The sequence below is a fragment of the Roseomonas sp. USHLN139 genome, assembly GCF_037145735.1.
GTDB lineage: Bacteria > Pseudomonadota > Alphaproteobacteria > Acetobacterales > Acetobacteraceae > Pseudoroseomonas.
Window position 1 is genome coordinate 309,763 of the sequence record NZ_JBBCWY010000005.1, and the last position, 19,905, is coordinate 329,667.

Genomic DNA, 19,905 nt, shown 5'->3' on the forward strand with positions numbered 1-19,905 from the left:
ACTCCGGCGGGACCGGTCCGACGGTTTTGCTGGGAGTCGCGGCATCCATCCCGAGGACTGTCGCGGGACAGACTAGTATTTAGAATCACTACTAATCCCTAGTAGCTGCCCCGCCAAAGTCCTCGGCGACAAGCGTCTCAAAATGTTCCATTGTGCCGAATGCCTCGATGACTGGTCCCCAGCGAGCCCCGAAGGAGAGAAACCGTGGCCGAAGTCCATGCGATGCTGGAAGCCCATGGGCGCCAAGGGGTTCTGAAGCTCGACTTCGACCGGCGCGTGGTCGATGCCGCGGCCGATTACCTCGGCGACGAGGATGGCGGCATCGGCTTCATCTATTCCGGCTGGGCCCAGGCCGCCCTGCCCCACAAGCGGCTTGCGGATGACGCGCCCTGGCAGGTGCGCACCGACCGCGTCAGCCTGCTGGTGGAGCCCGGCCGCAAGACCCGCAGCGATGGCAGCCTGGAATGGATTGGCGTGCCCTATGGTAGCCGGGCGCGGCTGATCATGCTCTACCTGCAGTCGGAGGCGATCCGCACCAATTCGCGGGAGATCGAGCTGGGCCGCAGCCTGCGCGGCTGGCTGGGGCGGATGGGCATCTCGCCGGGTGGCAAGTCGATCAAGGATGTCCGCGAGCAGGCCGAGCGCATCACCCGCTGCCGCCTGACCTTCGAGGTGCAGCAGGCCGGCCGCTCGGCCCTGGTGCAGCAGTTGATCGTCGACAAGGCGCTGTTCACCGAGGATGGGGACTCCGGCGGGAGCCAGTTCCTCGAGCGCACCAAGCTGTCGGAAACCTTCTTCGACCAGCTGCGCCGCCACCCCGTCCCCATCGAGGAATCGGCGATCCGGGCGATCAACCGCCATTCCATGGCGCTCGACATCTATTGCTGGCTGGCCTACCGGCTGCACGTGCTGCCGAGCCCGCTACAGGTTTCCTGGAAGGCGCTGCACGCCCAGTTCGGCACCGGCATCCGCCGGCTGGACCATTTCCGCGAGACCTTCACCGAGCAGCTGGCGCTGGCCACCGCGGTCTATCCGGCGGCGCAGATCGCCATCAAGCCGATGGGGCTGGTGCTCTCCCCTTCCGCGCCGCCGGTGGCTGCGCGCAAGACCGTGGTCGCCTTCCCCGGCGAGGGACTGTCCTCCCGCCGGAGTCCCCAGCAGCGCACCGGCTGAGCAGGAGCCCCCTGCCCCGCCGGAGTCCTCGGCGGGCGCGGGTCAGACCTCCTCGGCCCGGGCGTCGATGATCTGGCGTTCCAGTTCGGCGAGCTCGGCGGACCAGCGCTCCATCTCCTTGCGGGCGCGGTCGATCTTCCCCTGCAATTCCTCCCGCTTCGCCGCCAGCAGCGCATCCTCGCCATGCGCCGCCAGGCGCTGGGTGCGCAGTTCCTGGCGGAAGCGCTCGATGGCCGAGCGCGGCGTGCCGGGGGCGACCAGGCCGCGCTGGCGCGCCTGCTCCAGCGCATCGGGCTCCAGCGTCACCAGGCGGAAGGCGGCGGCATAGCTGCGGGGCAGATCCGCCTCGGGGACGTAGCCCTGGTCCACCTTCTCGGCCACGGTGCGCAGCATATGCGCGACGGAGCGGTTGAAGGGCAGCTTGGCGACGATGTCGCGCTCGAAGCTGCCGCGGAACTGCCGCTCGGCCAGGGCCAGCAGGCGGCCGATGGAGAGGAAGGTGCGCTGGGCGGTGTCCCAGAGCTTGCCGATCTCCTGGACGACATCGGCCTCGCTGGCCAGGGCGAAGCGCTCGCTGCGCGGCGTTGCCACATCCTCATGGGCGATGGTCAGGATCGAGGCGCGCTTCGGCGCCGCCTTGCGCGCGCCCCACTTCTCCTTGACGTCGATGGCCATGGTCAGCTTTCCATCCCCAGTTCGAAGCGCACGAAGTTCCAGACCGCCTCGTGATCCTCGGCGGCCTTGCGGCCGAGCTTGCCGGTCAGGTCGGCGACCCCCTTGCCCTCGAAATAAGTTCGCATCACCGCCTGCAGCGTGCGCACGTCGTGCGGGCAGAGCTTGCCCATCGAGGACAAATAGTGGCGGGCCTCGCCCAGGCTGCTGACATCGCGCTCGGTCTTGCACAGCAGGAAGAAGGCGGGGCGGTTCTGCTGCCGCACCAGCTTCATCCATTCGGCGACCGATTCCAGGTCCTCGCCGCCCTGCCCCGTCGGGATCAGCACCAGATCGGCGCGGCGCAGCACCTGGCGCAGCTGCTCGGAATCATGCTCGATCCCGGGAGGGGTATCGACGAAGATCAGGTCGAACTCGCCGAGCTCGGTGATCTCCTTCAGCGCCTCGGCGGCCTCCGCCATGGTAACCTTGTCGAAATGGCTGATGGCCGGCAGCTCTTCCGGGCGGCGGTTCCACCAGCGGGTCAGGGTGCGCTGCAGGTCCAGGTCGATGGTGGCCACGCGATAGCCGTCGCGCGCGGCCATCGCCGCCAGGTTGCGGGTGGTGGTGGTCTTGGCGCTGCCGCCCTTGGCACTGGACAGCAGCACCACCTTGGTGGGCACGATCTCCTTCGGCCGGGCCGTCGTGGACCCACTGGATTTGGCGGAACTCGGCTTGCGAGGCATTCTGCTTCCTTGCCTTGCGCGCAACGGCGGCAGCGCAATCTAGGGTGATGTTTGACGCCGTCAAACCTGCTCTGGGGATAAGTTCCGCCAGAGGGCCTGACCCTCGCCTTCCCTATACCAAGGGGCCGCTCTCCCGTCCTGGGCGGATGATCGGTGCGTGCGATTTGCCCCGCATGCTGGCCAGAACACCACATCAATGTTCAAGCCAGGCCGCGGGCGCCTGTCCCATCATGCCGCCGTCACAGCCCCCGCCGCGCCCGTACGGCGGGGGCACAGCATGAAGGATGCGTTTCAATGGACAGCATCACCACCCAGGACGGCACCCGGATCTTCTACAAGGACTGGGGGACCGGCCAGCCGATCGTCTTCCATCACGGCTGGCCGCTGAGCGCGGACGACTGGGATGCCCAGATGATCTTCTTCCTGAACCAGGGCTATCGCGTCATCGCCCATGACCGGCGGGGCCATGGCCGCTCGACCCAGACCACGACGGGCAACGAGATGGACACCTATGCCGCGGATGTCGCGGCCCTGGCGCGCCATCTGGATCTGAAGGGGGCGGTGCATGTCGGCCATTCGACCGGCGGCGGCGAGGTCGCGCGCTACGTCGCGCAGTATGGCGGCGAGGGGCGCGTGTCCAAGGCGGTGCTGGTCGGCGCGGTGCCGCCCATCATGCTGAAGACCGAGGCCAATCCCGGCGGCCTGCCGCTCGAGGTCTTCGACGGCTTCCGCAAGGCGGTGGCCGACAACCGGGCGCAGTTCTTCCGCGAGGTGCCGGCCGGGCCCTTCTACGGCTTCAACCGTCCGGGCGTCGCCACCATTCCCGGGGTGGTCGACAACTGGTGGCGGCAGGGCATGATGGGCGGCGCCAAGGCGCATTACGATTGCGTCAAGGCCTTCTCGGAAACCGACTTCACCGAGGATCTGAAGCGGATCGAGGTGCCCGTGCTGGTGATGCATGGCGAGGACGACCAAATCGTGCCGATCGAGGATTCGGCGCATCTGGCGATCAAGCTGCTGAAGCACGGCACCCTGAAGACCTATCCCGGCCTGCCGCACGGCATGGCGACCACCCATGCCGACATCATCAACGCGGATCTGCTGGCCTTCATCCGCGGCTGAGACGGCGGCCACGCGCGGCCGTCCCGCAGGCCCCGGTGCCCGTCTGGCACCGGGGCCCCAGGGGCGGCGGCCGTCCTGGACCCCGCCATTGTCCTCGCCGCCGGATTTCGCCTGTCCGGGGCGGCGAAGGAGGCTAGACTTCCCCCGCGCCGCCCCGATCCGCAGGGCCGCCGCCGCGACGGAGGGAAGCATGGAGGACAGGACAGTGCCGGCCGCCCTGCAGCCGCAGCCTGACGATTACGACTATGATCTCGACCGTGCCCTGAGCGCGGTGGTGACGCTGCGCACCCGCATCCCCGAGGACGCCTTCACGGCGGAGACGTTGGGCATGGAGCGCCTGGGCAGCGCCGTGCAGTTCCGCGAGGATGGCCTGCTGCTGACCATCGGCTACCTGGTGACCGAGGCGGAGGAGGTCTGGCTGACCACCGCTGACGGCCGGGCCGTGCCGGGCCATGTCGTGGGCTTCGACCAGGTCACCGGCTTCGGCCTGGTGCAGGCGCTGGGGCGGCTCGACCTGCCCGCCCTGCCGCTTGGCGCCTCCAGCACGCTGCAGCCGGGCGATGGCATCGTCTTCGCCGGGGCCGGCGGCCGCGCCGGGGCCCTGGCCGGGCGGGTCGTCGCGCGCCAGCCCTTCGCCGGCTACTGGGAATACCTGCTGGACGACGCGATCTATACCGCGCCGGCGCATCCGCTCTGGGGCGGCGGCGCCATCATCGGGCCGCGCGGCGAGCTGATGGGCATCGGCTCGATCCAGCTCGGCCACGATCCCGGCGACGGCAAGGTCCGTGTGCTGAACATGAGCGTGCCGACCGACCTGCTGAAGCCGATCCTGCCGGAGATGCTGGCGCAGGGGCGGCCGAGCGCGCCGCCGCGGCCCTGGCTCGGCGTCTCGGCCACGGCGGAGGAAGGGCGGCTGGTGCTGATCGGCGTCAGCAGGAAGGGCCCCGCCGCCCGGGCCGGGCTGAAGCGGGGCGATATCGTGCTGGCGGTCGACCGCCAGCCGGTGGTCGACGAGGCGAGCTTCTTCCGCGCCCTCTGGTCGCTCGGCCCGGCCGGGGTCGATGTGCCGCTGGTGCTGGACCGGGATGGCGACCGCTTCGAGGTCACCGTCACCTCGGGGGACCGCAACCTTTTCCTGAAGTCGCGCCGGCTGCACTGACGGGACCGCGCTGGGGCGGAGGGGCCATGGCGAGGCCCGGCCCGCCTGGCCGCGGGACAGGCCCCGCCATAGTCCTCAGGGGAAGGCAGGGAAGCGGCATCGCCCCTGGCGGGGCGGGCGGATGATTTCCTTCGAGGCCCACGCGCTCTACAAGGCGGCATGCCGATCGACCTCATCTGCCTCGATGCCGACGACACGCTCTGGCACAACATGCGCCACTTCCAGGCGACCGAGGCGGCGCTGCTGGCCATCCTGCAGCCCTTCGTGCAGGCGCGGATCGCCCGCGAGGCGCTGGAAGCCTGCGAGATCCGCAACCTGGCGCTCTACGGCTATGGCGCCAAGGGCTTCACGCTGTCGATGATCGAGACGGCGCTGGAACTCGGCGGCGACCGGCTGCCCGTCGCGGCGGTGCAGCAGATCCTGGCGGCGGGCAAGATCCTGCTGAAGCATCCCGTTCAGCTGTTCGACGGCATCGAGGAGACGCTGCAGGCGCTCGCGCAACGCGGCCGCCTGGTGCTGGTGACCAAGGGCGACCTGCTGCACCAGGAGGCCAAGCTGGCCGCCTCCGGCCTCGGCGGGCATTTCTCGGGTGTCGAGATCGTCAGCGACAAAAAGGCCGAGACCTTCCGCCGCCTCTTCGCCCGCTACCAGGTGGCGCCGGAGCGGGCGGTGATGGCGGGCGATTCCCTGCGCTCCGACATCCTGCCGGCGCTGGAGGCCGGCGCCTGGGCGGCCTTCGTGCCGCAGCAGCAGGCCTGGAGCCATGAGGCGGCAGCGGTCCCGGACGCGCATCCGCGCTTCCGCGAGCTTGCCTGCCTGGCTGAATTGCCGGCCTGGATCGACAGCCTGGGCTAGCCGGGCAGGGGACGACGGCGCCGTCCGGCTCAGCCCAGGCCGGTCTCCGCCCGCCGCGCCGAGCGCCGGGCGGCGCTGCGGACCGCTCCGGGCGGCTGGCCGGTGACCCGCTTGAAGGCGCGGCTGAAGGCGGCCTGGGAGGCATAGCCGAGGCGCGAGGCCACCTGCTCGATCGGCAGCCGCTCGCGGCCGATCCATTGCTGGGCGAGGCGCATGCGCAGCTCGGTGACATAGCGCAGCGGGCTGATACCGGTCACCGCCTGGAAACGCTCGGCGAAGATCGAGCGGGAACTGCCCATCTCGGCGGCGAGCTCGGCGACCGTCCAGGCACGGCCAGGCTCGCGGTGCAGGGCGGCCAGCGCGCGGGCCAGGCGGGGATCGCGCATCGCCTCGGCGAGGCCCGAGGCCTGGCCGCAGCCGCTCTCCACCCAGCCGCGCAGGATGGTCGCCGCCACCACATCGGCCAGCCGCGCCAGGATGGCGGCATGGCCCAGGCGCTGCGCCCGCGCCTCGGCCTCCATGGCGGTGAGGATCGGCAGCAGCTCCGGCTGCCGGTCGAGCAGGGTGGTCACCAGCATCACCGGCGGCATCAGCCGCACCAGCCCCTGCATGGCGCCCAGCTCCAGCTCCATGCAGCTGCTGAACAGCAGCGCTCCGCAGGCCTGGCCGGGACAGGAATCGATCGCGGCGACATCCTCGCAGAGCGGGGCGGCCGCCAGCGTGCGGATGTCGCGGCAGGCGAGGGGGCTGGCCGGCTGCCCCGGCGAGACCAGGCGGTGGCCGCAGCCATGCGGCAGCAGCACGGCGGCACCAGGGGCCAGGGTATGGCTGGTGCCATCCCCGCTTTGCAGCACGACCTCGCCGCCGGCGATGAAATGGAACTGGGCGCGGCCGGGATCATCCGGGAAATCCAGGCAGAAGGGCGCGGGCAGGCGGATGCGGCGGTGCTGGATGCCGCGCAGCCGCATGCCCTGCAGCAGCTCGCTCATCAGGTCGGGGGCGGGGCGGTCCATGGTGGCGGCAGTTCCGGCGTTTCGGTCAAAAGACGCGGATGATCTGGCATGGATCGTCCGGGATTTCCACCCTAGCTTCCGGCCCGACCTCCCGGATCGACCAAAGGATCTTTCATGCACGACGCGGCATCGGTGGCCTTGCCCATCGCCCCGCCCGCGGCCGCGGCCCCCGCCGCCTGGCCCGCGGTCTTTTCCCTGACGCTCGGCGTCTTCGGCCTGGTCACGGCGGAATTCCTGCCGGCCAGCCTGCTGACGCCGATGGCGCAAAGCCTGGGGCTCGCCGAGGGCCTGGCCGGCCAGGCGGTGACCGTCACCGCCGCCGTCGCCCTGGCCTCCGGCCTGCTGACGGCGGTGGCCACCCGCGGCATCGACCGCCGGCTGGTGCTGCTGTTCTTCTCTGTCCTGTTGACCGCCTCGAACCTGCTGGTCGCCCTGGCGCCCGACCTGACCGTGCTGCTGCTGGCCCGCGTGCTGCTCGGCATCGCGCTGGGCGGCTTCTGGAGCATGGCGGCGGCGACGGCGATGCGGCTGGTGCCGCCCGCGCAGGTGCCGCGGGCGCTGTCCCTGGTGTTCAGCGGCGTCTCGGTCGCGACCATCGCCGCAGCCCCGCTGGGCAGCTTCCTGGGCGGGCTCTATGGCTGGCGCACTGTCTTCCATGTCGCGGCGGCGCTCAGCGTCGTCGGGCTGCTGGCGCAGCTCGCCACGCTGCCGCGCCTGCCGCCGCAGGGGGTGGCGCGGCTCTCGACCCTGGTGGCGGTGCTGCGGCGGCCGAATGTCGGGGTCGGCATCCTCTGCACCATCCTGGTCTTCGGCGGGCATTTCGCCCTGTTCACCTATATCCGGCCCTTCCTGGAGCAGGTGAGCGGCGTCGATGTCGGCGGCATGGCGCTGCTGCTGCTGGCCTTCGGCCTGGCCAATTTCACCGGCACGCTGCTGGCCGGCCTGCTGCTGCAGCGGAGCATCAGGCTGACGCTGACCCTGATGCCGCTGGTGATCGGCGGCGCGGCACTGGCCCTGCTGCTGCTGCCGAACGGGATGGCGCTGCATGCCGTGCTGGTGGCGCTCTGGGGCCTGGGCTTCGGCGGCGTGCCGGTGGGCTGGTCGACCTGGCTGGCCCGCGCCGTGCCGGACGAGGCCGAGAGCGGCGGCGGGCTGATCGTCGCCGCCGTGCAGCTGGCGATCGCCGGCGGCGCCGCGCTGGGCGGGCTGGCCTATCAGCTGGGCGGCATCGGCAGCGTCTTCGCCGGCGGCGGCACGCTGCTGCTGGCCGCGGCCCTGCTGGTGGCGACGGGGGTCCGCGCACCGCGCTGACCTCCCGCCAAAGTCCTCGGCTTCAGTCCTCAGCCGTCGCCGCCGGTCAGGCGGCGGCGGCGAGGCCTTCCACCACGGCGCGGCGGCTCTTCATCAGCGGCTGGATGCGCTGGCCGAAGGCCTCGATGCCCTCGACGAAATCGTCGAAGGTCAGCATGACGCCGCCGATGCCGGGCACGTCCTCCAGCTCGTCGAGCAGCGCGGCGACGGTCGCGTAGGAGCCGATGAGGCGGCCGATGTTCAGGTTGATCGCGCCCTCCGGCAGGGCATAGCCGCGCACATTGGTGTCGTCGCCGGAGCGCCGGTCGGCCGAGGTCTGGTCGGCCATCCAGGCGATGGCCTCGCGGTCGGCGCCGGCCTGGTAGTGATCCCAGCGCGCCTGGGCGGCCTCGTCGGTCTCGGCGGCGATGACCATGAACAGGGCGAAGGACGAGACCTCCCGCCCGGTCCGGGCGGCGGCGGCCTGCACCCGCCCGGTCATGGCGGCCACCGCCTTCGGCGTGTTCTGCCCCTGGCCGATGCAGAAATTGTAGTCGGCATGGCGCGCCATGAAGTCGAGGCCGGCGGCGCTCTGCCCGGCGCAGACCACCTCGATCGGCTGCGCGGGCAGCGGCGCCAGGCGGCAATCCTCCATCCGGTAGAATTCGCCGCGGAAATCCGATCTGCCGGTCGACCAGAGCTCGCGGATGATGGTGGCATATTCGTCGAGCTGGTCGTAGCGGCGGGCGAAATGTTCGTCGCCCGGCCAGAGGCCCATCTGGGAATATTCCGGCCGCTGCCAGCCGGTGATCAGGTTCACGCCGAAGCGGCCGGGGGCGATGCTGTCGATGGTGATCGCCATGCGCGCCATGATCGCCGGCGGCAGCACCAGCGTCGCCGCCGTGGCGAAGAGCTTGATGCGGCTGGTGACGGCGGCGAGGCCGGCCATCAGCGTGAAGGATTCCAGGTTCTGGTCCCAGAAGCCGGTGGCGCCGCCGAAGCCGCGCAGCTTGATCATCGACAGCAGGAAGTCGAAGCCATACTGCTCCGCCTTCTGCGCGACGGCCTTGTTGAGCGCGAAGCTCGGCGCGTATTGCGGCGCGTTGGACGAGATCAGCCAGCCATTGTTGCCAATGGGAATGAAGACGCCGATTTGCATGGCGGGTCCTTGGGCGTGAGGGTCGCCGTGGGCACCGTTCGGCCCGGGTCTTCCGCAGCGGGACCGGCGGGCCGTCGGCGCCTCGCGGGTGACTGGCGCGACCTCGGCGCCGAGCCTAGCCGGGCGGCGCGGCTTCGCCAACCGCCCGCCGGCCGCGCGCGGCGAGGATCCGCTCCAGCGTCACCGGGCGGAAATCCCAGACATCCACCCCGACATCGGCCTGGCGCGGCAGCGGCTTCAGCCGGCCATGGCTGTGGCCATGCAGGTTCCAGGCGCCGCGCCCCATGTCGCGCCAGCTGCGGAAGGCATAGTGGCAGAGCACCAGCAGCAGCCCGTCGAGCCGCAGCTCGGCATAGGCCTGCACGCTTTCCCAGCCGGGCAGGCGCTGCACGGCTTCGGGGTCGTTGTTGCCGGTGACCAGGTGCTTGCGGCCGGCCAGCCGGTCGAGCAGGGCGGCGGCCGCCTCGGGCCGGGCCGCGCGGCCGAGGGCCAGATCGCCGAGATGCCAGACGGTGTCGTCCGGCCGCACCACCGCGTTCCAGTGGGCGACCAGGGCCTCGTCCATCGCCGCCAGATCGGCGAAGGGGCGGCGATAGAGGCCGCGCGCCCCGCCATGGCCGAAATGCGTGTCGGCGGTGAAGAAGACGGTCATGCCGCGCCTCCCGTCCTTGCCCGGAGCCGCCTCATCGCCGCGGGAGAAGGGGCATCCACCGGATGGCGGCTCACTCGACCCCGGGCACGCCGTGGCGGAAATCCAGGCCGCGGCCGATCTGCGTCAGCGGCCGCAGCGGCTGCTGCGTCAGGGTGACCCAGCGCTTGCGGGTGGCCGTGCTCTCGTTGTTGCCGGTCTCGATGCTGGCGCGGCCGGTGGCGTAGTTGACGCTGAGCTCCTCGGTGGCGCCGCTGTTGCGCTGCATGGAGAACTGGTCGTAGCCGATCAGCACGAAGCGCCCGTCCTGCCAGCGGAAGGTGAAGGTGCGGCGCTCGGCGCCCCAGGAGCCGACGCTGGCGAAGCGGCCGAGCTGCAGCCGGAAGGCCCCGCGCGCCACGCTGATGCCCTTCGGCTCATAAGGGTCGGTGAGGACCGGGTCGCTGCGCCGGCCGATCAGCGCGGCATCCTGCGCGGCCAGGCGAAAGCCGCCGCTGGGCTCGGCGAAGGCGATGGCCAGGAGGCGCGGATTGCTGTCCAGCCGGCGCTCGCCCAGCCCCGCCTCGTTCTCGAGCACCAGGGCCGGATCCTGACCGCGGAACACCATGACCAGGTCGGCGCGGCCATCGCCATTGAGGTCGCCGCTCGCCTGGTCCTCCAGGATCCAGCCGGCGGGGGCGAAGCCGGCGGCCGATTGCGCCTGCTCGGCCAGGCGGGGGATGCTGGCGGGCGGCAGCTCCAGCGGCATGGCCTGACCGGCGCCGGGCAGCAGGGCCGTCATCAGTCCGGGCAGCAGCGTGGCGGCCAGCAGGGCGCGGCGGCGGGGGAGGGGCAGGGAAGGGCGGTAGGGCATCGGGACGGGCTACTCCGGCAGCGTCTCCCCGCCATCCCGCCTGGATGGCGCAGCGACAAGCCTCCGCCATGCCACTTTCGCGTGACGAAAGCGGAGGTGGCCGGCGGTGATCCCGGCCGCGGGCCGGGCTTCAGCCCGGCTGGGTGCCGAGCTGCAGCACCGGGGCACCGATGGCCGGCTCGACGGCGCGTTCCAGCCAGGCCGGCAGCAGGCTAACGGTGAGCTCCAGCGAGCCGCGCCCCACCACGAGCCCCAGCAGATGCCCGCCGAAGCAGCCGAAATCGGCCCCGGCGGCGACGCCATGCGCGTGCAGCGAGGGCTGGCCGTCGCGCCAGGCCAGGCTGCCGGTCAGGCTGGCGATCTCGACATCCTGCCAGGCGCGCGGCCGGTACTGCGCGGTGCCGGCATCGAAGAAGCCGAAGGTGACCTGGCCGGCGAAGCCGAAGCCGCTCAGCGTGGCGGCGGGAATCGCCTCGGCCTGGGCCAGGGCGGTCAGCTGGGCGAACAGGTCGTCGCCCTGGCGCAGCACCATCAGGAAGCCCGAGGGCGTCGGGACATAGCGCTTCTGCTCGGTCATCATCGGCTCCGCCGGGTTCCGCGCCGATCCTGCCTGGCGGCGCGGCGGATGCAAGCCGCGCCGCTACAGCCGCCCGCCCTCGCGCCGCGCGGCATAGGCCTGCAGATGCGCCAGCGCCAGGCGCAGCACCGGCGCGGCGATCCCGGCGGCCAGGGCGCGGCGATGCATGAAGCCGATGATGTGCTCGGCCTCGGTCGGCCCGCCCCGCTCGACATCGCGCAGCATCGAGGTCGCATACTGCGAGCGCCGATCGGCGAAGATCGCCGCGTAGCTGGCCATGAAGGCGTCGCCCGGCGGATGGCCGGCGGCCGCGGCGATGGCGGCGCTCTGCTGCAGCGTCTCAACGAACAGGGCCGCGCCGTCCTCGGCGGCCAGGATCTCGCCGACATGGGCGCGCATCAGGCAGGTCATGGCGGCCGCGGTGGCGAGATGCACCAGCTTCTCCCACATGCGCTGCAGGATGTCGGGCACCGCCTCGCATTCGGCGCCGACCGCCTCGTCGAACAGCGCGGCGAAACCGGTGACGCGGTCCGACATCCGCCCGTCCTGCTCGCCGATGGTGAGGAAGCGCCAGTCGTTGAACTGGCGGATGGCGCCGTCCGCGGTGCGGGTCGCCTGGATGCGAGCGGTGCCGCCCAGCACCCGCGCCGCGCCGAAGACTTCGTTCAGCCGCTCCAGATGGGCGATGCCGTTCAGCAGCGGCAGCACGGCGCCGCCCGGGGCGAGGCGCGGGGCGACGGCGGCGATCGCCGCTTCCAGGTCATAGGCCTTGCAGGTCAGCAGCACGAGGTCGAAGGCGTCCGGCGGGCTCTCGGCGGTGATGCTGCGCAGCGGCAGGGTGGCGTCGCCGAAGGGGCTCTGCAGCCGCAGCCCCTGGGCCAGCGCCGCCTGCCGTGCCGGGCGCAGCAGGAAGGTGACATCCTCCCCCGCCTGCACCAGCCGCCCGCCGAAATAGCCACCGATGCCGCCGGCGCCGAGCACCAGGATTCTTGTCACGCCGCGACCCCGTCTTGCTGCCTCATCCCGCAGTTCGGCCCCGCCCCGGCGGCTTGTCAACGAGGATGCGCAACGACCGAATGACCATTCGGTCATGATCAATTCCCGTTCGGCCGGATTAAGATTTGGGCAATTAAAACGGCGCACAGGCAGCGACCGACAACGAATTCCGGGGACCTGCCGCATGCGTATCCGTAGCTTTCTGCTGGCCTGTTTCTGCGGCGTGGCAGTTCCGGGCGCGGGCGCTTCGCTCTGGCTCTCCTCCAATGCCTTCTCCGCCTGGCAGCGCGCCGAGGCGGCACAGTCGGCGACCAATGCGGTGAGCGACGCGCAGCGCGCGCAGACCGCCATCGCCGTTGAGGTCGGCGCCTTCGCCTCCAACCTGCGGATGCCGGTTGCCCAGCTCGATGTGCTGCGCGCGGCCGCGGTGCAGACCGACCGCCGGCTGCAGGCAGCGGCGGCGACGGCGGCCGGGGCCGGCTTCCAGGCAGACCCGGTGCGCGAGACGCTGGCGCGCATCCAGCAGGTGCGCACCCGCGCGCATGCCGAGATGGCCAAGCCGCTCGAGCAGCGCGACGCCACCCTGCCGAACCTGACGCAGGAGACCCGCAACCAGTCGGTCGAGGCGCTGCGCCGCCTGGCCAGCGAGGCGGCCGACCGCGTCACCGCCACCGCCCCCGGCGCCGCGCTGATGGTCGAGGTGGCCAGCGCCGCGATGGATTTCCGCGACTTCATCGGCCGCCGCAGCGTGCCGGTCACCGCCTGGATCGGCGGGCTGGCGGTGACGCCGCAGAGCTATGACGACATGCTGCTGTTCAGCGGCCGGATGGAGCAGGCCTGGGCCGCCGCGCAGCGGCTGGTCGCCCAGCTGCCGCAGGCGGAGCGGCTGCAGCAGGCGGTGGTGGCGCAGCGCGCCATCCAGGCCGAGCTCGAGCCGCGCTGGCGGCAGATGGTGGCGCTGGGCCGCACCGCGCTGATCGAGGGCAAGGCCGACTGGGGCACCACCGTCGCCGAGTTCCGCCCCTGGTCGGTCAAGTCCCAGGCGGAGATCCTGGCGCTGCGCGACGCGGCGCTGGACGATGCCATCGCCCTCACCGACGCGGCCTCCGACCGCGCGCTCTTCGTCTTCTGCGGCGCCCTGGCCATGGCGCTGCTGGTCGGGGGCGCGGCGGTCCTGTCCGTCTTCCTCCTCCTGAAGCGGCTGGTGGCGCCGGTGCGGCAGCTGACCGCGGGCGTCGGGCGGATCGCGGCGGGCGAGCTGGAGATCGCGGTGCCGCATCGCGGGCGGGCCGACGAGGTGGGCGAGATGGCGGAGGCGGTGGAGGTGCTGCGGGCCAATTCGGTGGAGCGCCGCCGGATGGAGGAGGCCGCGGCGCGCGCCCAGGCCGAGCGCGCCCGCCGCGCGCAGCATCTGGAGGCGCTGGTGCGCGACTTTGAGGGGCGGGTCGGCGAGATGACCTCGATCGTCTCCTCGGCCTCGTCGGAGCTGGAGGCGACGGCGCGGGCGATGAGCGAGACGGCGGCGATGACCAACCGCCAGGCCGGCACGGTGGTGGGCGCGGCGGGCGAGGCCAGCAGCGGCGTGCAGACGGTGGCGGCGGCGGCGGAGGAGCTGGCGGCCTCGATCCAGGAGATCAGCCGGCAGGTCGGCCAGGCGACCGCGGTGGCCAGCCGGGCGGTCGAGGATGCGCAGCGCACCGATGGCGTGGTGCAGGTGCTGGCGGTCGGCGCGCAGAAGATCGGCGATGTGGTCAAGCTGATCAGCGACATCGCCGGGCAGACCAACCTGCTGGCGCTGAACGCGACGATCGAGGCGGCGCGGGCGGGCGAGGCCGGCAAGGGCTTTGCCGTCGTCGCCTCCGAGGTGAAGTCGCTGGCCGGGCAGACGGCGCGGGCGACGGAGGAGATCAGCAGCCAGATCGGCCAGATCCAGCTGGCGACGGGGGAGGCGGTGACGGCGATCGGCGCCATCTCGCGCACCATCGGCGAGGTCAGCAGCATCGCGGTGGCGATCGCGGCGGCGGTGGAGGAGCAGAGCAGCGCCACCAGCGAGATCGCGCGGACGGTGCAGCACACGGCCGAGGCGACCGGGCAGGTCAGCGCCAATATCGCGGCGGTGAGCGAGGGCTCGACCGAGACCGGCACGGCGGCGAACCAGGTGCTGGCCGCCGCCTCGGAGCTGGCGCGCCAGTCGGAGCAGCTCACCGAGCGCGTCGGCACCTTCGTCACCGAGGTGCGGGCCGCCTGAGGCACCAGCGGGGCCGGACGAATATCGCCGGCCCCTGCAACCTTTCGTCCGGGCGGCGGTTGAGGCTTCTGCCATCCTCAGCAGAGACCGCCGCCATGACCCGCCACGACGCGCCGCGCCCGGTGCCCTTCGCCATCCCCGAGCGGGCGGAGCCGGCGGGGTGGTGGCGGCGCAGCTTCGCGCAGGACCCGGCCGCCCGCGCCGGGCAGCCGCCGCGGGTCCCGCTGCCCTTGCTGGCCATTCCCCCGGTTGCGCCCCCTGCGCGGCCGCGCAGCCCGGGCTGACGCCCGGCAGCCAGGCCTGACGCCGCGACGGACGGGCGGAGGCTGAGCATCCTCCTGCGCGGCCCGGCGCCCGGGGTCACCCCACCACCAGGACCATAATCGGAAGAAGGGCAGAAAGAGCCCTTTCGCGCCCTCGTGCCTGCATCCCGCGTTGCTTATCGGGCCGTACTGTCCCATCGTCCTATGATGTTACCCTATGGGACGCCGCATCCTGCCGAGGCGGGAAGGTCCGGGAGGGCCGCTGCCCGCGCATGGCGAGCCGGGCGGGAGGCTCCCTCATGACGCCGCCCGCCAGCGATACGGCACCGTCGCGGGATCCCCTCGTCGTGGTTGTCGATGACGAGGTCGCCTGGACGGAGGAGCTGTGCCGCACCGTCAGCCATTACGGCTTCCGCGGCCGCTCCGGCCATTCCTGGGAGGACCTGCAGCGCATCCTGGCGGAGGAGGCGCCCGACGCCATCCTGCTAGACCAGCGGCTGGGCCGGGTTGACGCGGTCGCCCGCCTGCCCGAGCTGCGCCAGGCCACCGATGCCGCGATCCTGGTCATCACCGCCAATGTCAGCGAGGTCGACCGGATCCTCGGCCTGGAGAGCGGTGCCGATGACTTCCTGCTCAAGCCGATCTCCGGCCGCGAGGTGGTGGCGCGGCTGCGCGCGCGCCTGCGCCGCCGTCCCGAGAGCCATGCGGCCGTGCAGGCCGGCGCCGCCGGCCAGGGCTGGCGCTTTGACCCTGACAGCGGCGGGCTGTGGCGGCCGGATGGCCGCGGCGTGCCTCTGAGCCTGACCGAGATGCGGCTCCTGGCCCTGCTGTACCAGGCCCGCCCGCAGCCGGTCGGCCGCGACGCGCTGTCCCGCGCTGCCTTCGACCGCTCCTGGCAGGCCGGTGACCGCGCGGTGGACAATGGCATCCTCGGCCTGCGCCGCCGGCTGGGCGGCCTGCAGCGGGGCGGGGCGATCCGCAGCATTCGCGGGCTGGGCTATGTCTTCACCGGCTTCCCGGAAGCCTGAGCCGCACCGCAGCGTCGCCTACGGCCCCGCCTGCCGCCGCCGGCTCCGGCCGTGGTGACCACCGGACGAGTTGCCAGGGTCGGCACGCGGCCTATCCTTCCCGTTCCGGCAGGGAGAGAAGCGATGCGGGTGCTCAAGGCGGGTCTGATGGCCGCGCTGGTCACGGCGGGGCTGGGAAGTGCCCAGGCCCAGGCGCCGCGCCAGGACGAATTCTTCTGGCTGGGCGAGATCAACAAGGCGACGGCGGTGATCAACACCGGCGAGGGCCTGCTCGACCGCGCCCTGGCGCCGCGCATCGCGGCCGGGCTGGCCGCCGTGCTGAAGGCCGGGGCAGCGCCGGGCGCGCGCCGGCCCTCCACCGTGATCACCTTCGAGCCGCTGCTGATCGAGGCGGCGGGCGTGGAAGCCACGCTGCTGCATGCCGGGCGCTCCAGCCAGGACATGCACGCGACCTATCGCGCCGCCATCCTGCGCGACGACCTGCTGCAGCTGGCCGAGGCCCTGCGGAAGACGACGGCCACCATGCTGCGCCTGGCCGAGCGCCATGCCGGCACCATCGTGCCGAACTACACCAACGGCGTGGCGGCGCAGCCGAACAGCTACGGCCACTACCTGCTCGGGCATATCGCCGGGCTGCAGCGCGACGCCGACCGCATCCGCGAGGCCTATGCCCGCGTCGACCGCTCGCCAATGGGCACCACCGTGCTGAACGGCACCGGCTGGCCGCTGAACCGGGTGCGCATGGCGGACTATCTCGGCTTCGCTGCGCTGGTGGACAATGCCTATGACGCCAGCCAGATCGCCTCGGCCGAGATGCCGGTGGAGGCCGGCGCCCTGGTCACCGGCATCGCGCTGCATGCCGGCGGCTTCATCGAGGACGTGATGACGCAATACGCCCAGTCACGCCCCTGGATCCTGCTGCAGGAGGGCGGCGGCAACACCTATGTCTCCAGCGCCATGCCGCAGAAGCGCAATCCCGGCCTGCTGAACGACACGCGCAGCCAGGCGTCCACGGTGATCTCGCTGGCGATGGGGCGGGTGATGCAGGCGCACAACATCCCGCCCGGCATGGCCGATGCCAAGAGCGTGCGCGACAACAGCGCCATGGTCGGGGCCGCGGTGCGGCTGCTGCAGCAATGGGACCGTATCCTGGGTGCCCTGGTGATCAGCCCCGAGCGCGCGCTGGAGGAGCTCAACAGCGACTGGACCGCCAGCCAGGAGCTGGCCGACCTGCTGATGCGTGAGCACCGGCTGCCCTTCCGCGTCGGCCATCACTTCGCCTCCGAGATCGTCGACTTCGCCAAGGCACATGACATCCGCCCGAGCGATTTTCCCTATGCCGAGGCGCAGCGCATCTACGCCGAGACGCTGCGCGAGATGAAGGTCGAGGGTGGTCCGCTGCCGATCACCGAGCCGGCCTTCCGCGCGGCGCTGGACCCGGCGGCGATCGTCGCGGCGCGCGCCACAAGCGGCGGGCCACAGCCGGCCGAGATGGCGCGGATGCTGGCCGCCGCCGGCACGGCGCTGGGCGAGCAGGAGGCCTGGATCGCCGGGCGGCGCGGCCATATCGCGGCCTCACTCGCCCGGCTGGATGCCGATTTCTCGGCGCTGCTGCCGCGCTAGCCTGTCGTCGGATCGGGTGAGTCAGACGGTCCGGGGAAGCTGCCTCACCGCGCCACGCTCTACTTCGCCCGCGTCAGCGCGGGCGAGGGGCGGCGCTTGGCAAGCTCCATCAGCCGGGGCTTGACCAGGCGCAGCACGCACCAGGCGGCAATCAGCCCGACCGGTAGCAGGCTGCCCCACAGGCTGTAGCGCCCGGTGGTGGCCAGCAGCCCGGCGCCCACCGCCCAGAACAGCGCGCGGATCATCTCCTTCGGCAGCGTCTTGTGGTCGCCGCCGCTGCGATAGACGATGTAGACGATCCACATCATGGCGACCTGGCTCAGCGCCAGCAGCACGCCCATCATGGTCGGGTGGATCAGGAAGAAAACCGGCAGGTACTTCATCATCTGCAGCACGGCATAGAGCGGCAGCCGCCCCTGCACCGGCTGCTGGTTGTAGAAGTGGAAGGCCAGCCGCAGCAGCACCATCAGGATCACCCAGGCGGTGATCGCCGGCAGCAGCTCCAGGCTCGAGGTGGAGCGGGTGAGGGCCGCCGTCAGGCAGCCGACCACGCCGAGGCCGATCGCCCAGATCCAGCCGGCCGGCTGGATCGGATAGTCGCGGAAGCGGGCGGCCTCCTGGCTCAGCGTCGGCTTGGCCTCGCGCTTCGCCGCCACCATGTCGTTCTCGAAATAGCCCATCTCGTAGACGCAGTGCAGCGACAGCAGCAGGAAGGGGATGCTGATCGCGTGCCGCATCAGGTCGTCGAGATCGCGCGAGGTGCCGAGCAGCAGGATCGCGAAGTCGACCAGCAGCACCTTGTCCAGCATGTGCAGCAGCCCGTATTTGGCGCGAATGCTGTAGCGGAGCGGGAAGTAGCGGCGCTCGGCGGCGGCCACCGCCTCGCCTTGCGGCCGGATCAGGATGCCCTGGCGTGCCGCCAGCAGCAGGTCGCGGTCGTCCAGCGAGTCCGAGATGGCGGTGGATTCAGCCACCGCGTCGCGGCCATAGGCCTCCTGCAGCAGCGCCAGCTTGCCGCGCGAGAAAGCGCGACGGCCCGGCTTCAGCGGCGTCGCCAGCAGCGCGGCGCCCTCCCATCGGCTGCCGCGCAGCATCGGCCGGATCAGCCAGGCCATGCCGAAGCTGACGATGACGCAGCGCGCCGCGTCGATCGGCGCCAGCGCCGCGGCCACGCTGCGGCTGGCCTGCGCCGCGAAGAGCGCCGGCGCCTGGCGGCGCCAGGCCGGCACCGTCCAGGGCATCAGCAGCATCAGCAGCAGGCAGCAGACATAGTCGCGCAGGCGGAACCAGTGCGGCAGGCCGGTCAGCCGCCAGGGGACCAGGTCGCGCACCAGGAAATCGATGGTCGCCGCCATCCAGTGCGGCCGGCAGGACAGGATGTAGAGCTCGGTGCTGTTGCCGCCCAGCAGCGTATGGTCGAAGTCGATGAAGACCGGCGCGGCCTGGGAAGGGGAGTCTTCCGCCAGTGCCGTCGCCAGATCCCGTTGCGGGAGGTGGTCCCGGCCCTGCGTCATTCCCGATCTCCTGCTTCCGTGAAAGAACGCGGACCATGCGAGAGATGCTGCGCAGCGAACAGGCGAAACTGAGCTTCGCGCGCAAGCCACTTGGCGATTTTCCGCGTCACGGGCAGCGAGGCGCGCTTGTTGCAGCGCAACCGTTACCGGTCTCACTGAAGGCCTGGCGTTTGCGAGAATCCGGCCGACAAAACCGCGAGCGAGAGGAGTGGCAGCGTCACCAGGGCCGTTTCTCCCCGGCCGCGGTGAAGGTTTGCCGCGGGTCTGGCAGGTCCGGCAGGGCCTGGCGCAGCACCACCGCCGCGCCTTCGGCGGCGCTGCGCCGGGTGGCCCAGGCCGCTCCGGCGGTGGCGACCGGGCCGGGGCAGACCGCGTTCACCGCGATGCCCTGCGGCGCCAGCGCCTGCGCCTGGCTGAGCGTCAGCGCGTCCAGCGCCGCCTTGCTGGCGAGATACATGGCACATCCCGCCCCCGGCGCGGCCGCGTGCTGGTCCGGGCTGGCGGTGCGGTCGGCGACGTTGACCACCCGCCCGGCGGCCGAGCGCGCCAGCAGCGGCGCCATCGCCGCCGTCACCAGGGCCACGCCGAGCAGATTGACGGAGAAGCTGTCCTCGAAGGCCTCGCGCAGCGTCAGGCCGGGATCGCGCGCCGCATGCACGCCGGCATTGTTCACCAGGAGGTCGAGGCGGCCATATTCGCGGCGGATCAGCGCCGCCAGCGCGGCGATCGACCAGTCATCGGTGACGTCGAGCTGCACCGGCTGCATCCAGCCGGCATCCTGATGCCGCGCCGCGGCGGCATGGCCACGCTCCAGGCAGCGGCTGCCGAGCAGCACATGCACCCCCTGCCGCGCCAGGCCGCAGGCGACCACCAGGCCCAGCCCGCGATTGGCGCCGGTGACGAGGGCGAGGCGTTGATCGGCAGGCATGGGCATCGGCTCCGCGCGGCGGGACCCGGGCGGGCGGCCCGGGAGCTTGCAAGGGCAA

General features: G+C 71.8%; 19 protein-coding genes. 9 read left to right on the forward strand and 10 right to left on the reverse strand.

From position 1 onward, the window contains the following. Positions 1–204: 204 nt before the first annotated feature. Complete coding sequence (locus tag WFI16_RS16245) at positions 205–1,173, forward strand: replication protein RepA (protein ID WP_419898877.1); 969 nt, start codon at positions 205–207, stop codon at positions 1,171–1,173. A 42-nt stretch (positions 1,174–1,215) separates the two neighbouring features. On the opposite strand, the gene WFI16_RS16250 is transcribed toward WFI16_RS16245, so the two are convergent. Further along, positions 1,216–1,848, reverse strand: coding sequence for a hypothetical protein (locus tag WFI16_RS16250; RefSeq protein WP_419898878.1), 633 nt, complete (start codon positions 1,846–1,848; stop codon positions 1,216–1,218). 2 nt (positions 1,849–1,850) lie between these two features. After that, positions 1,851–2,507, reverse strand: a complete 657-nt coding sequence (locus WFI16_RS16255; protein ID WP_419898879.1) for a ParA family protein — start codon at positions 2,505–2,507, stop codon at positions 1,851–1,853. Positions 2,508–2,864: 357 nt separating this feature from the next. Between WFI16_RS16255 and WFI16_RS16260 the strand changes: the two genes are divergently transcribed. The 3 genes from WFI16_RS16260 (at position 2,865) to WFI16_RS16270 (ending at position 5,706) form a co-directional block, all read left to right on the forward strand. After that, a complete protein-coding gene (locus tag WFI16_RS16260; RefSeq protein ID WP_419898880.1) occupies positions 2,865–3,692 on the forward strand; it encodes an alpha/beta fold hydrolase in 828 nt (275 codons plus the stop codon). 190 nt (positions 3,693–3,882) lie between these two features. Continuing rightward, the gene (locus WFI16_RS16265) at positions 3,883–4,851 is read left to right on the forward strand and encodes a S1C family serine protease (RefSeq protein WP_419898881.1); all 969 of its coding nucleotides are present in this window, start codon (positions 3,883–3,885) and stop codon (positions 4,849–4,851) included. Between the two features lie 159 nt (positions 4,852–5,010). Further along, a complete protein-coding gene (locus WFI16_RS16270) occupies positions 5,011–5,706 on the forward strand; it encodes an HAD family hydrolase (RefSeq protein ID WP_419898882.1) in 696 nt (231 codons plus the stop codon). Positions 5,707–5,735: 29 nt separating this feature from the next. On the opposite strand, the gene WFI16_RS16275 is transcribed toward WFI16_RS16270, so the two are convergent. Continuing rightward, entirely contained in the window at positions 5,736–6,719 is a 984-nt protein-coding gene (locus WFI16_RS16275) for an AraC family transcriptional regulator (protein WP_419898883.1), read from the reverse strand. A 114-nt stretch (positions 6,720–6,833) separates the two neighbouring features. Here WFI16_RS16275 and WFI16_RS16280 point away from each other — a divergent pair, with 114 nt between their 5' ends. Then, positions 6,834–8,030, forward strand: a complete 1,197-nt coding sequence (locus WFI16_RS16280; protein ID WP_419898884.1) for an MFS transporter — start codon at positions 6,834–6,836, stop codon at positions 8,028–8,030. A gap of 46 nt (positions 8,031–8,076) precedes the next feature. Here WFI16_RS16280 and rutA read toward each other — a convergent pair whose 3' ends face one another. The 5 genes from rutA to WFI16_RS16305 form a co-directional block, all read right to left on the reverse strand. Further along, a complete protein-coding gene (gene rutA, locus WFI16_RS16285) occupies positions 8,077–9,168 on the reverse strand; it encodes a pyrimidine utilization protein A (RefSeq protein WP_419898885.1) in 1,092 nt (363 codons plus the stop codon). Between the two features lie 115 nt (positions 9,169–9,283). Next, positions 9,284–9,820, reverse strand: a complete 537-nt coding sequence (locus WFI16_RS16290) for a metallophosphoesterase family protein (protein ID WP_419898886.1) — start codon at positions 9,818–9,820, stop codon at positions 9,284–9,286. A 70-nt stretch (positions 9,821–9,890) separates the two neighbouring features. Further along, entirely contained in the window at positions 9,891–10,670 is a 780-nt protein-coding gene (locus tag WFI16_RS16295) for a hypothetical protein (protein ID WP_419898887.1), read from the reverse strand. Between the two features lie 130 nt (positions 10,671–10,800). Beyond that, entirely contained in the window at positions 10,801–11,247 is a 447-nt protein-coding gene (locus WFI16_RS16300; protein ID WP_419898888.1) for a PPC domain-containing DNA-binding protein, read from the reverse strand. A 63-nt stretch (positions 11,248–11,310) separates the two neighbouring features. Further along, positions 11,311–12,243, reverse strand: a complete 933-nt coding sequence (locus tag WFI16_RS16305; protein WP_419898889.1) for a 2-dehydropantoate 2-reductase — start codon at positions 12,241–12,243, stop codon at positions 11,311–11,313. 184 nt (positions 12,244–12,427) lie between these two features. Here WFI16_RS16305 and WFI16_RS16310 point away from each other — a divergent pair, with 184 nt between their 5' ends. From WFI16_RS16310 to WFI16_RS16325, 4 genes are all read left to right on the forward strand, one after another. Further along, the gene (locus WFI16_RS16310) at positions 12,428–14,491 is read left to right on the forward strand and encodes a methyl-accepting chemotaxis protein (protein ID WP_419898890.1); all 2,064 of its coding nucleotides are present in this window, start codon (positions 12,428–12,430) and stop codon (positions 14,489–14,491) included. A 95-nt stretch (positions 14,492–14,586) separates the two neighbouring features. Next, positions 14,587–14,775 (forward strand): hypothetical protein, encoded by a 189-nt coding sequence (locus WFI16_RS16315; protein WP_419898891.1) that lies wholly within the window; start codon positions 14,587–14,589, stop codon positions 14,773–14,775. 278 nt (positions 14,776–15,053) lie between these two features. Next, complete coding sequence (locus WFI16_RS16320; protein ID WP_419898892.1) at positions 15,054–15,782, forward strand: response regulator transcription factor; 729 nt, start codon at positions 15,054–15,056, stop codon at positions 15,780–15,782. A 123-nt stretch (positions 15,783–15,905) separates the two neighbouring features. Beyond that, positions 15,906–17,405 (forward strand): lyase family protein, encoded by a 1,500-nt coding sequence (locus WFI16_RS16325; protein ID WP_419898893.1) that lies wholly within the window; start codon positions 15,906–15,908, stop codon positions 17,403–17,405. Between the two features lie 59 nt (positions 17,406–17,464). Here the strand turns inward: WFI16_RS16325 and WFI16_RS16330 are convergent, their stop codons facing one another. Both WFI16_RS16330 and WFI16_RS16335 read right to left on the reverse strand, forming a co-directional pair. Next, positions 17,465–18,919 carry a hypothetical protein gene (locus WFI16_RS16330; protein ID WP_419898894.1) on the reverse strand — a complete coding sequence of 485 codons (1,455 nt, stop codon included), beginning with the start codon at positions 18,917–18,919 and terminating at the stop codon, positions 17,465–17,467. A gap of 217 nt (positions 18,920–19,136) precedes the next feature. After that, positions 19,137–19,847 (reverse strand): SDR family NAD(P)-dependent oxidoreductase, encoded by a 711-nt coding sequence (locus WFI16_RS16335; RefSeq protein ID WP_419898895.1) that lies wholly within the window; start codon positions 19,845–19,847, stop codon positions 19,137–19,139. Positions 19,848–19,905 lie beyond the last annotated feature (58 nt).